This is a genomic window from Mesorhizobium sp. Mes31 (assembly GCF_024519675.1).
Taxonomy (GTDB): Bacteria; Pseudomonadota; Alphaproteobacteria; order Rhizobiales; family Rhizobiaceae; genus Mesorhizobium.
In genome coordinates this window covers 127,466-138,968 of record NZ_JALJRL010000001.1, presented here as the reverse complement: position 1 = coordinate 138,968, position 11,503 = coordinate 127,466, and the positions used below count along the sequence as shown (strand labels likewise).

The 11,503-nt window shown below is 63.9% G+C and carries 11 protein-coding genes; 10 read left to right on the top strand and 1 reads right to left on the bottom strand.

Translation table 11 applies throughout. From position 1 onward, the window contains the following. The first annotated feature begins 217 nt into the window (after positions 1-217). Positions 218-1,495: a 4-aminobutyrate--2-oxoglutarate transaminase gene (locus NR193_RS00620; RefSeq protein WP_256748963.1), complete on the top strand. Its 1,278-nt coding sequence runs from the start codon at positions 218-220 to the stop codon at positions 1,493-1,495. 30 nt (positions 1,496-1,525) lie between these two features. Here the strand turns inward: NR193_RS00620 and NR193_RS00615 are convergent, their stop codons facing one another. Further along, complete coding sequence (locus NR193_RS00615; RefSeq protein WP_256748962.1) at positions 1,526-2,779, bottom strand: NAD(P)/FAD-dependent oxidoreductase; 1,254 nt, start codon at positions 2,777-2,779, stop codon at positions 1,526-1,528. Positions 2,780-3,232: 453 nt separating this feature from the next. Here NR193_RS00615 and NR193_RS00610 point away from each other — a divergent pair, with 453 nt between their 5' ends. The 9 genes from NR193_RS00610 to NR193_RS00570 all read left to right on the top strand — a co-directional run bounded on the left by NR193_RS00610 (position 3,233) and on the right by NR193_RS00570 (position 11,445). Beyond that, on the top strand, positions 3,233-4,525 hold the full coding sequence (locus tag NR193_RS00610) for an imelysin family protein (protein WP_256749323.1): 1,293 nt from the start codon (positions 3,233-3,235) through the stop codon (positions 4,523-4,525). A 131-nt stretch (positions 4,526-4,656) separates the two neighbouring features. Continuing rightward, positions 4,657-4,968: a (2Fe-2S)-binding protein gene (locus tag NR193_RS00605; RefSeq protein WP_256749322.1), complete on the top strand. Its 312-nt coding sequence runs from the start codon at positions 4,657-4,659 to the stop codon at positions 4,966-4,968. Next, complete coding sequence (gene bfr, locus NR193_RS00600; RefSeq protein ID WP_256748961.1) at positions 4,934-5,419, top strand: bacterioferritin; 486 nt, start codon at positions 4,934-4,936, stop codon at positions 5,417-5,419. Before NR193_RS00605 ends, bfr begins: the two co-directional genes overlap by 35 nt. Before the next feature lie 12 nt (positions 5,420-5,431). Beyond that, positions 5,432-7,030, top strand: coding sequence for a di-heme oxidoredictase family protein (locus tag NR193_RS00595; RefSeq protein WP_256748960.1), 1,599 nt, complete (start codon positions 5,432-5,434; stop codon positions 7,028-7,030). Next, positions 7,030-8,109 carry an imelysin family protein gene (locus tag NR193_RS00590; RefSeq protein ID WP_256748959.1) on the top strand — a complete coding sequence of 360 codons (1,080 nt, stop codon included), beginning with the start codon at positions 7,030-7,032 and terminating at the stop codon, positions 8,107-8,109. Before NR193_RS00595 ends, NR193_RS00590 begins: the two co-directional genes overlap by 1 nt. A gap of 65 nt (positions 8,110-8,174) precedes the next feature. After that, positions 8,175-9,281, top strand: coding sequence for a DUF1513 domain-containing protein (locus NR193_RS00585; protein WP_256748958.1), 1,107 nt, complete (start codon positions 8,175-8,177; stop codon positions 9,279-9,281). A gap of 109 nt (positions 9,282-9,390) precedes the next feature. Then, positions 9,391-10,068, top strand: a complete 678-nt coding sequence (gene tsaB, locus NR193_RS00580; protein WP_256748957.1) for a tRNA (adenosine(37)-N6)-threonylcarbamoyltransferase complex dimerization subunit type 1 TsaB — start codon at positions 9,391-9,393, stop codon at positions 10,066-10,068. A 61-nt stretch (positions 10,069-10,129) separates the two neighbouring features. Continuing rightward, positions 10,130-10,624, top strand: coding sequence for a ribosomal protein S18-alanine N-acetyltransferase (gene rimI / locus NR193_RS00575; RefSeq protein ID WP_256748956.1), 495 nt, complete (start codon positions 10,130-10,132; stop codon positions 10,622-10,624). A 20-nt stretch (positions 10,625-10,644) separates the two neighbouring features. Beyond that, positions 10,645-11,445 carry a 1-acyl-sn-glycerol-3-phosphate acyltransferase gene (locus NR193_RS00570; protein ID WP_256748955.1) on the top strand — a complete coding sequence of 267 codons (801 nt, stop codon included), beginning with the start codon at positions 10,645-10,647 and terminating at the stop codon, positions 11,443-11,445. Positions 11,446-11,503: the final 58 nt, after the last annotated feature.

The following is an 11,503-nucleotide window of genomic DNA, read 5'->3' as shown; positions in this document are numbered from 1 at the left end:
GCCGCGGGCCGATCGCGATGCCTCGCGGACAACCGGGAGGATAATCGATCCTCGGAAAAAGAAAACCGGTCTCGCAGGCGTATCGCCCGACTGGTTAAGGCCATGCTGGAGCCGCAGGCCCAATCGACCGCTGGTGGTGCCGACTTGAGGAAAACGTGAAATAAGGTCAGAAGACGGTGATCAAACGAGAACGGGCGCCAGCCCGATGAGGGATACCATGAAGAATTCAGCAATTTCCGAACGCAAGAACCAGTCGATCTCACGCGGCGTCGGCATGACCACGCAGATTTACGCCGACCGGGCTGAAAACTCGGAAATCTGGGATGTCGAAGGCCGCCGCTACATCGACTTCTCGTCGGGCATCGCCGTCGTCAACACCGGGCATCGCCATCCCAAGGTGATCGAAGCGGTCAAGGCACAGCTCGACCGCTTCACCCACACCTGCCATCAGGTTGTACCCTATGAGAGCTATGTGCGGTTGGCCGAACGGCTGAACGCCATGCTGCCCGGCAAGTTCGAAAAGAAGACGATCTTCGTCACCACCGGCGCCGAGGCGGTCGAGAACGCCATCAAGATCGCCCGCAACGCCACCGGGCGCCCGGCGGTCATCGCCTTCGCCGGCGGCTTCCACGGCCGCACCTTCATGGGCATGGCGCTGACCGGTAAGGTCGTTCCCTACAAGGTCGGCTTCGGCGCCATGCCGGGCGACGTTTATCACGCGCCGTTCCCGGTGCCGCTGCATGGTGTATCGGTTGCCGATTCGCTGGCCGCGCTCGACCGCCTGTTCAAGGCCGATGTAGATCCCGCCCGCGTTGCCGCCATCATCGTCGAGCCGGTGCAGGGCGAGGGCGGGTTCTATGAAGTGCCGCGCGATTTCATGGTGGCGCTGCGCAAGCTCTGCGACCAGCACGGCATGCTCCTGATCGCCGACGAGGTGCAGACCGGCTTTGCCCGCACCGGCAAGATGTTCGCGATGGACCATCACGACGTGGCGGCCGACATCACCACCATGGCCAAGAGCCTGGCCGGCGGTTTCCCGCTCGCCGCGGTCACCGGCCGCGCCGAAATCATGGATGCACCCGGCCCCGGCGGGCTCGGCGGCACCTATGGCGGCAGCCCGATCGGCGTCGCCGCGGCGCACGCCGTGCTCGACGTGATCGAAGAGGAAAAGCTCTGCGACCGGGCCAATGCGCTGGGCGGGCGATTGAAGCAGCGGCTGCAGTCGATCCGCGACGAGGTACCCGAAATCGTCGATATCAGAGGCCCGGGCTTCATGAACGCGGTCGAGTTCAACGACGTCAAGAAAGGCCTGCCGTCGGCCGAGATCGCCAACGCGGTCAGGCTGAAGGCGCTGGACAAGGGCCTGATCCTGTTGACCTGCGGCGTCTACGGCAACGTCATCCGCTTCCTGGCTCCGATCACCATCCAGGACGGCGTCATGAACGAGGCGCTCGACATTCTGGAAAGCTCGATCCGCGAAGTCTGCGCCGCCTGATTGAGGGCGTGCCGGCCTGGAGGGGCAGGATTATCCTGCCACTCTGGCCGGTTCCTTTTCAAGGAAAGCGGCCAGCGCCGCTTTCAGGCCCTCGGGGCCGTCAGCGACGGTCTGCGGTGTCGGCGAAAAGCCGGCGCCGAGCATCTTGCGGCCAAGCATGTGGTCGCCGGGGCGGTTGACCGATTCGATGCCGAGCAACCGGGCGCCGGCATAGTGGTAGATCGAGAACTTGTTGTCGGGCAGGTCGCCCAGCACCACATGGCTGTCGCCGCCAGCGGTCAGGCCGACCATCTGCAGCTTCATGTCGCCAATGTCGGACCAGAACCATGGCACCGCCGAATAGGCGTCCGCATGGCCGGTGATCGTGCGTGCGGCAAGCCGTGCCTGGTCGGTGGCGTTCTGCACCGATTCCAGGCGCACGTCGCCGCCGGTGAACCAGTGCCGGTAGGAAGCGGCGTCGCCGATCGCGAGGATTTCCGGCGCCGAGGTCCGCATCTGGTGATCGACACGAATGCCGTTGGCGATGCCGAGGCCGGCGGCCTCAGCCAGTTCGACGTTCGGCACGGCGCCGATGCCGACAATGACCATGCGCACGGGCAGCCTTTCACCTGACGAGGTGACCGCGGCCACGACATGGCCGTTTTCGCCTTCCAGCCTTGCAACGCTGGTGCTTGTGAGGATGCGCACGCCGATCGCTTCCAGCCTTTGCCGGACATGGCTCGCCACGACCGGCGCCACGGCGCGGCCGAGCAGCCGGTCGACCGCCTCGACCACCGTCACCGTGCGGCCGGCTGCCCTGAGCGTGGCGGCGATCTCCAGCCCGATGAAGCCACCACCGAGGATGACGACCTCGTCGCTTCGCGCGCTGAGGTCGCGGATCAGCCGCGCATCGGCGAGCGAGCGCAACGACACCACGCCGGACAGATCGGCGCCTGGCAGCGGCAGGGTGCGCGGGCGCGAGCCGGTCGCCAGGATCAGGTGATCGAAGGCAAGCGCGCCACCGCCGGCAAGGTCCAGGAACCGCCCGCCGGCATCGATCCGGTCGACCTTGACGCCCGGCCGATAGTCGATCGCGCCGCCGCTGTAGAAGGCTTCGCCGCGCAAGGGCTGGGGTTTCGCCTCGCCATCCTTGATGAAGGTCTTGGACAGCGGCGGCTTGTGATAAGGCAGCTCGTTCTCGTCGCCGACGAGGATCACCGGCCCGTCATACCCTTCCTCGCGCAGGCTGGCGGCCGCTTGCACGCCCGCATGACCAGCACCGACAATGACCACACCGTTCTTCATCGCAGCCCTCGACAGATTCTAGGACGTCTCGCCAGATGGCATCTGCCTGACACCGTCGCGAGCGTATGCGTTCGGGTCGCACCCGGAATGGCGTCTGTCAATCATGTGGTTCCACGGCGCGAGCGGCACAAGGAGGTGCGGCTAAAGTTGACAGTTGTAGTTTAGAATAATTCTAAACTGTTGTTTCAATTGAATTTTATCTCTTTCGCCAGTTGACTTCCAGCGGCGCCGACGCTTTATGGAGGGCTCGCGCATCAAGCGCATCCCTTTGATGTCTGGGCCTTGAACCCTTTCGATTGGAGGCATTTCGGTGTCTTTCTTACGCCAGCCGCGCCGTCGCGCGGTCCCTATCCCCTCCGGTTGCATGCACATGCCCTGGCGTGGGCCGTCCGTTTCCGCGCCATTGGCGCCAGCTTTTCACTGAATTTCGAGGAGATAGCAGTCATGAGAGCGATGATCACGGCACGGTATGGCGGCAGGCTTGCAGCGATCGGCGCCACGGCGCTGCTGACGGCGGCGGTGTTCGTGTTGCCGGCCAAGGCGGAAACCGACGTTAAGGCGGTCATCAAGACCTATGCCGATATCGGGCTCGCCAAATATGAGGACTCGCTGACCACGGCGCAGGCGCTCGACAAGGCGGTCGATGCGCTGCTCGCCAAACCCTCGGTGGAAACGCTCAATGCGGCTCGCGAAGTCTGGAAGGCGGCCCGCGTTCCCTACCAGCAGACCGAAGTCTACCGGTTCGGCAACAAGATCGTCGACGACTGGGAAGGCGAGGTGAATTCCTGGCCGCTGGACGAAGGCCTGATCGACTATGTCGCCAAGAGCTACGGCAGCGAGTCGGACGCGAATTCGCTCTATACGGCCAATGTGATCGCCAACAAGGAGATCGAGATCAACGGCAAGAAGGTCGACGCCTCGAACCTGACGCCGGAATTCCTCTCCGGCACGCTGCAGGAAGCCGGCGGCATCGAAGCCAACGTCGCCACCGGCTATCACGCCATCGAGTTCCTGCTCTGGGGCCAGGACCTGCACGGCACCGGTCCGGGCGCCGGCGAGCGCCCTTATACCGACTACGATCTCAAAAACTGCACCGGCGGCAATTGCGACCGCCGCGCCCAGTACCTGAAGTCGGCGAGCGACCTTCTGGTCTCCGACCTGCAGAAGATGGTCAACGACTGGAAAGAGGACGGCGCCGCGCGCAAGAACCTCGTCGATGGCGAACCGAACACCGCCATCTCGATCATCTTCACCGGCATGGGCTCGTTGTCCTATGGCGAACTGGCCGGCGAGCGCATGAAGCTTGGTCTGCTGCTGCATGATCCGGAAGAGGAGCATGACTGCTTTTCCGACAACACCTACAACTCGCATCTCTACGACGCCATCGGCATTCGCGCCGCCTATCATGCCAGCTATGCCAGGCTCGACGGCACCGTGGTTTCGGGTCCTTCGGTGTCGGATATGGTGAAAGCGGCCGATCCGGCGATCGACAAGGAGCTGTCGGACAAGCTCGATGTCAGCGTCGCCAGGATGGAGGCGATCAAGGCGCGGGCACTGGCCGGCGAGGCCTACGACCAGCAGATCGCCGAGGGCAACACGCAAGGCAACGCCACCGTGCAGGCAGCGATCGACGCACTGGTCGACCAGACCAAGTCGATTGAACGCGCTGTCGGTTCGCTGAAGCTCAACGACATTGCCTTCGAGGGTTCCGACAGCCTCGACGCGCCGGACAAGGTGTTCAAGTAAGAGCCGTCATGGCGTGACCCGAACCGGAGGCCCGCGTAAGCGAAAGTGGAAGCCGGTTTTCGGAAAAAATCATGCCCGACCAGGAAATACCAGCCAAACGGTGCCGGAGCGCCGTCAGCCAGAGCAACGTAATGCTGATCTGCCATTGCAACATCATCACCGAGAAGGAGATCGAGCAGACGATCGTCGGGCTGCTGGATCAGGACCCCTGGCAACTGATCGTGCCGGCCAAGGTCTATCATGCCATGCAGAAGCGCGGTCGTTGTTGCGGCTGCTTTCCAAATGTGGTCGAAACGATCATTCGGGTCACCGAAAATTACCACGCCCGCTCGGAGGCGAGCGGCGTGGATGTCGTTTCACACCTGGATCGCGTCAGAGGCCTGCGCGTCCAATACGGGAGCAGAACCCATGAAAGGCGAACAGCAGATCATCGAGCGGCTTAATGAGGCTCTGTTTCTGGAACTCGGTGCCGTCAATCAATACTGGGTGCATTTCCGTCTGCTTGAAGACTGGGGATATGCCAAGCTGGCGAAAAAGGAACGCGCGGAATCGATCGAGGAGATGCACCATGCCGACCGGCTCGTGGCTCGCATCATCTTTCTCGAAGGCCACCCGAACCTGCAGTCCGTCGCGCCGCTGCGCATCGGGCAGAATGTGAAGGAAGTGCTCGAATCCGATCTCGCCGGCGAGTATGACGCGCGCACGGCATACAAGCGGTCGCGCGAGATCTGCGAGGAAGCGGGCGACTACGTGACGATGAAACTGTTCGAGGAATTGCTGGCTGACGAGGAGGGTCACATCGACTTCCTCGAGACGCAGCTCGACCTGCTTGCCTCGATTGGCGAGGAAAAATACGGCCAGCTCAACGCCGCATCGGCGGACGAGGCGGATTAAGGGCATGCTGGAATGCGGCGCCTGCTAGAATTCGTGCGCCGCTTGCGGCGGGCCGAAGGCTCGCCGCTCCGTCAGAAACCAGCCAGGTTCGTCGGCAGGCGTTGCGTCATCGTCGTGGTGGCGTTCACCTCTTCCGCGATGGCCGGCGACCCTCAGCCCGCCGGCCTCGCCGCCAAGCGCACCGACCTCGATGCGAAGGATCAGGCGCGCGTCACCGCCATCGTCAGGCCGACCACCGATTTTTCCAAACCCGAGCAATTCGAGCTGATGCAGGGTGGCGCTGGAACGTCGCGGAAGGACGTCAGCCGCGATTCCTTCTCGCAATCCTCGGCCAACATCACCTTCGAGGAAGAGGGCACCTTCAAGCTCGGCAACGCCCTTTTCCGCAAGAACTGGGTGTCGTCGCCATCCTCGACGCAGGCATCGGACGGCCTTGGTCCGCTGTTCAACGAACGCGCCTGCCAGAACTGCCATCTGAAGGATGGCCGCGGCCATCCGCCGGAAGGTGACGCCGGCACCACGTCGATGTTCCTGCGACTGGCGCGCGAGGCGAGCAGCGCGCAAGAGAAAGCCGCGCTTGCCGACCACAAGGTGCTCAATTTCCCCGACCCGGTCTATGGCAAGCAGTTGCAGGAACTGGCCGTGCCCGGCCTGCGCAGCGAAGGCAGGATGCATGTCGACTATCAGGAACGGCAGGTGACGCTGGCGGACGACAGCGTGGTTTCGCTGCGTAAACCCACCTATTCGGTCACTGATCCCACCTATGGGCCGCTCGATCCGCGCACCACGCTGTCGCCGCGCCTGACCCCACCGATGATCGGCCTTGGCCTGATCGAACAGATTGCGCCGGCGGACATCCTCGCCAACGCCGACCCGGACGACCGCAACGGCGACGGCATTTCCGGCCGGCCGAACATCGTGCGCGACGGCCAGAGCGGCGAGCTGACGCTTGGCCGTTTCGGCTGGAAGGCACAGACCGCGTCGATCCGCCAGCAGGCGGCGGATGCCTTTGCCGGCGATATCGGCATCTCGACGCCCGAAGTGCCGAAACACTGGGGCGATTGCACCGCAGCTCAGCCAAAATGTCTCGCCATGCCGAACGGCGTGCAGCAGCGCCTCGGCCCGGTCGAGGCACCGCCGCCGGTGACGGACCTGGTCACCTTCTATTCGCAGAACCTGGCCGTGCCGGCACGCCGCGGCCTCGACAAGCCGGACGTACTGGCCGGCAAGAAGGTCTTCTACGACGTCGGCTGCATTGCCTGCCACACGCCCAAATTCGTCACCCGTCGCGACACGCCCAACAAGGCGCAGGCGTTCCAGCTGATCTGGCCCTATTCCGATTTCCTGCTGCACGACATGGGACCCGATCTGGCCGATGGCCAGGCCGTGGGGGAAGCGACGGGCAATGAGTGGCGCACGCCGCCGCTGTGGGGCATCGGCCTCACTGAAACGGTCAACGGCAACTCTTTCTTTCTGCATGATGGCCGCGCGCGCACCTTGGCCGAGGCGATCCTGTGGCATGGCGGCGAGGCACAGAAGGCGCGTGACCGTTTTGCCGCCGCCAGCGCCACTGACCGCGATGCCCTGGTCAAATTCCTGGAGTCACTCTGATGCTGAAGCGTTCCGCACTGGTTCTCGTTCTGCCTCTGGCTCTGCTGGGCGTCTTCCCGGCATCGGCGGCGGTGAAAGCCTCCGACATCATCCAGCGAGCGATCGATGGGTTTGTTCGCCCGGCCTATGCCAGCCTGCACCAGCATGCGGAAACCCTGACCGGATCCGTGCGCAAGCTCTGCACCACGCCCTCGCAAGGGGAGCTTGACGCTGCGCGTGCCGAATTTTCAGCCACGGTCGATGCCTGGTCGTCAGCCGAAATCATCGGCTTCGGGCCGATCAAGGAAAACAACCGGCTGGAACGCATGCTGTTCTGGCCGGATCGCAAGGGCATCGGCCTGAAACAGGTGCAGGCTGCCTTGGTGGACAAGGACCCGACCGCCACCGATCCGGCTCAACTGGCCGGCAAGAGCGTTGCCATGCAAGGGTTGGGCGCGCTGGAATTCGTCCTTCACGGCGACGGCGCCGATGCGCTGACCGGCAAAGGCGGTTCCTATCGCTGCGCCTATGGCGCTGCCCTTGCCGGCAACATCGAAACCATGGCCGGCGACGTCAGCTATGCCTGGAACAAACCGGACGGATTTGCCGCCCTTTGGGCCAATCCGGGGCCGCAGAACCCGCTTTACCGCGACGGCAACGAAGCGGTGACGGAACTGGTCGGCGTCTTCATCAATGAGCTGGAAATGGTCCGCGATGTCCGCCTGAAAGGCTTTTTCGGCGGCAAGCCGGATGCGGACAAGCCGAAACAGGCGATCTACTGGCGCTCGCAAAACACCACCAATTCACTGGCTGGAAACCTCGCCGGCATCGATACGCTGTTCCAGGCTTCGAAGCTTGGCGACGCATTGCCGCCCGATGCGCGCTGGATTGCGGAATCGATCCATATCCAGCTGGTCAACGGCGTTGCCACAGCCAAGGCCGTCAAAGGTCCGATCGACAAGGCACTTGCCGATCCCGTGCTGCGTGACAAACTCGACCATTTCGCGCTGATCACCTCCAGCCTGTCGACCCTGTTCGGCACCAGGCTGACCGCCGAATTCGGCCTGACCGCCGGCTTCTCGTCGCTGGATGGGGACTGAGCATGATCCCGAAAAGTGGAAGCCGGTTTTCGGAAAAGATCATGCTCGAAAAGAGAGACTGATCCTTGAAAACGCCACTCATGGATCGCCGTGATTTCCTCAGGGCCGCCGGGGCAGGCTTCATGGCTGCAATGGCGCCTTCGGCATGGTCGAAGACGCTTGCCGCCGACGCCGTCTTCGCCACCGCATTCGTCAAGCGCGATGGCAGCTATGGCGCCGCCGTGCTGTCCGAGGCCGGCAAGGTCCTGCATGCGATCGATCTGCCCGATCGCGGCCACGACGTCACCTTCGATCCGGTGTCGAAGCGTTCGGTGGTCTTTGCTCGCCAGCCCGGCACCTTCGCGGTCGTCTTCGATCACAATGGACGCGACGCGCCGCTGACCATCGCCAGCATCGCCGGCCGGCATTTCTTCGGCCATGGCGTGTTCTCGACCGACGGCGCTTTGCTTTACGCCACCGAGAATGACTTTGACAACGCCGCCGGCGTGGTCGGCGTCTATGATGCGCGCGCAAAATTCAACCGTATCGGCGAGTTCCCGACCTATGGAATGGGGCCGCACGAACTTCTGCTCATGGGGGACGGCAGGACGATTGCCGTCGCCAATGGCGGCATCGAGACCCACCCGGACTACGGCCGCGCCGAGCTCAACATCGCGACCATGAAGCCGTCCTATGTGCTCATCGACCGCGTCACCGGCGACCTCGTCGAAAAGCACGAACTGCCGGCCGCACTCCACCAGCTTTCGATCCGTCACATGGACACCGACCAGACCGGCACCGTCTGGTTCGGTTGCCAGTACAGGGGGCCGGGCACCGATCGCCCGCTGCTGGTCGGCCGCGCTGCGCGCGGCAAGGACTTGCAACTGCTCGACATGCCGCGGGACGTGCTGACCGGCTTCCGCAACTATATCGGCTCCGTCGCCGCCAATCCGGTTGCCGGTACCGTCGCCGTCTCGTCGCCGGAGGGCAATTCGCTTGCCGTGATCGATGCGGCGAGCGGCAAGGTCGTCTCGACCAGCGCACTGGTCGAGGTCTGCGGCGTGGCGCCCGACAGAACCGCCTTCATGGCGACGACCGGCGCTGGCGAGATCGTCGCGGGCAGTGGTGCGACACGGTCCGAGCCAGACTATGTCTGGGACAACCATATGCTGCGTATCGCGCCAGTCGCATAGACACTTCCGGCCTGGCCGAAGCGAAGCCGCTTAACAAATTATGCACTATCCCCTTGCGGTGGCGCGCCGTGGCGGGCACAGGGAAACGGTTTCTCGAACCGGTCGTTTCATGAAAGTGCTCGCCATCGACTGTGCCGCCAATCTCTGCGCCGCTTGCGTCTATGATGCGGAGGCGAAGCGGGAACTCGGCCGCTCGGTGCTCGATCTCGGCAAGGGCCATGCCGAGCACCTGATGGCGGTCATCGCTGAAGCGCTCAAAGCAGCCGCAACCAACTATGCCGGTCTTGGCGCCATTGCCGTCTCTGTCGGCCCCGGCTCCTTCACCGGCCTGCGTGTCGGCGTCTCCACCGCGCGCGGCCTGGCACTGGCGCTGAAGGTTCCGGCGATCGGGGTGACAACGCTCGAGGCACTGGCGGCTGAAGCAGCCGTGACATTTCCGGGGCGCGCCGTGCTGGCGGCGCTCGATGCCGGGCGCGAGGAAATCCATGCCGCCCTTTACGATGAAATGTCGGTTTTGACTTACGGTCCGGCGGTGACCACCTTGGCGGATGCCACCACCATGGCGACGGAAAGCTCTCCGGTGCTTGCCGGCACCGCGGCGGCGCAGATTGCCGCATCGGCCGGGCGCGCCTTCGATATCGGCCCTCGCACGGCCACTGCCGACATTCTCACATACGCTCGGCTGGCCGCCGCCAAGGGGGAGGGCGAAAGGCCGAAACCGCTCTATTTGCGCGGTGCGGACGCCAAGCCGCAGGCCGGGTTCATTTTGTCGAGGCTCGGACCATGATTCCGAAAAGTGGAAGCCGGTTTTCGGAGAAGATCATGGTCGAACAAGAAAACGGAAATTAATGCGCATACCTTTTCTCCAGCCGCGTCGTCGGGACTATGCGCTCGAGCCGCTGAAGATCGCCGACAGCCCGGCGGTCTCGCTGCTGCACCGCGAGGACTTTGTCCGCCCGTGGACCGATGGCGAATTCGCCGCCTTGCTCGAACAGGAGACCGTGTTCGGCTATGCCGCGCGCGAAACCGGGCAGGGCTCCAAGCCGCCGGTCGGCTTCGTGCTGGCCAGGCTGGCCGCCGGCGAGGGCGAGATCCTGACCGTCGCGGTGGCGCGATCCCATCGCCGGCAGGGGCTTGGCTGGCAGTTGATGGATGCGGTGCTGCGCGAACTGCACGCGCAGCGCGCCGAAGCGCTCTTCCTCGAGGTCGACGAGACCAATGTCGCCGCGATCGCGCTGTATCGGCGGCTGGGCTTCCGCGAGGTCGGCAAGCGTCCGAATTATTACAAGTCGCCCGAGCGCGGCCCGACCGGTGCGCTTGTCATGCGCCGCGATCTTCGCTAGCCAGAGGCCGGGATAGGGCGATGATCAAGAAAATCAGGATTTTCCTGGCGCTGGGCCTCGTCGTTGCCGGTTCGCTGATCCTCGTGCCGTTGCAGATCCTGTCGATGAAGACCGGCTGGTGGCCGGAAACGTTCATCCTGAAGATCTGGCACAGGCTGATCATCAGGGCGCTCGGCATGCGCGTCCATGTCCACGGCACGCTTTCGACCAAGCGCCCGTTGCTGGTGGCGGCCAATCACATCTCCTGGACCGACATCATGGTGCTTGGCTCCATGGTCGACGTGAAGTTCATCGCCAGGGCGGACATGGAAGGCTGGCCGCTGATCGGCATGCTGTCGAAGCTGCAGCGCACCGTCTTCATCGAGCGCGAGCGCAAGCGTTCGTCGGGCGACCAGGCAAGCGAAATCGCCAGCCGCATGGCCAAGGGCGACGCCATGGTGCTGTTCGCCGAAGGCTCGACAGGCGACGGCAACGTCGTCCTGCCGTTCAAGAGCACGCTGTTTGGCGCCGCCTCGATGGCGATTTCGGAAGGCGCGACGGAGCAGGTGTTCATCCAGCCGGTGGCGATCGCTTACACGCGCCTGCATGGCGTGCCGCTCGGCCGCCGGCACCGCCCGCTTGCCGCCTGGATCGGCGATGAGGACCTGATGCCGCATCTCAGGGTGCTGCTAGCGGAGGGCGCCCTCGATGTCGAGGTGCATTTCGGCGAGCCGATCGCCTTTTCCAAGGGTTCGAACCGCAAGGAAACATCGAAGCTGATGGAAAGCAAGGTGCGCGAGATGATGCACGCGGCGCTTGCCGATCCGCGCCCCAGCCGTTAGCCGGGCCGCGCGCCCGCCGGCAACCATGACAGTGGCCGCGGAGAATCGTCTGTTTTTT

Bases quoted from the DNA above. Each gene is read 5' to 3' on its own strand.
- NR193_RS00620 (WP_256748963.1), top strand. From the start codon at position 218: ATGAAGAATTCAGCAATTTCCGAACGCAAGAACCAGTCGATCTCACGC.
- NR193_RS00615 (WP_256748962.1), bottom strand. From the start codon at position 2,779: ATGAAGAACGGTGTGGTCATTGTCGGTGCTGGTCATGCGGGCGTGCAA.
- NR193_RS00610 (WP_256749323.1), top strand. From the start codon at position 3,233: ATGATCACGGCACGGTATGGCGGCAGGCTTGCAGCGATCGGCGCCACG.
- NR193_RS00605 (WP_256749322.1), top strand. From the start codon at position 4,657: ATGCTGATCTGCCATTGCAACATCATCACCGAGAAGGAGATCGAGCAG.
- bfr (WP_256748961.1), top strand. From the start codon at position 4,934: ATGAAAGGCGAACAGCAGATCATCGAGCGGCTTAATGAGGCTCTGTTT.
- NR193_RS00595 (WP_256748960.1), top strand. From the start codon at position 5,432: ATGCGGCGCCTGCTAGAATTCGTGCGCCGCTTGCGGCGGGCCGAAGGC.
- NR193_RS00590 (WP_256748959.1), top strand. From the start codon at position 7,030: ATGCTGAAGCGTTCCGCACTGGTTCTCGTTCTGCCTCTGGCTCTGCTG.
- tsaB (WP_256748957.1), top strand. From the start codon at position 9,391: ATGAAAGTGCTCGCCATCGACTGTGCCGCCAATCTCTGCGCCGCTTGC.
- rimI (WP_256748956.1), top strand. From the start codon at position 10,130: ATGCGCATACCTTTTCTCCAGCCGCGTCGTCGGGACTATGCGCTCGAG.
- NR193_RS00570 (WP_256748955.1), top strand. From the start codon at position 10,645: ATGATCAAGAAAATCAGGATTTTCCTGGCGCTGGGCCTCGTCGTTGCC.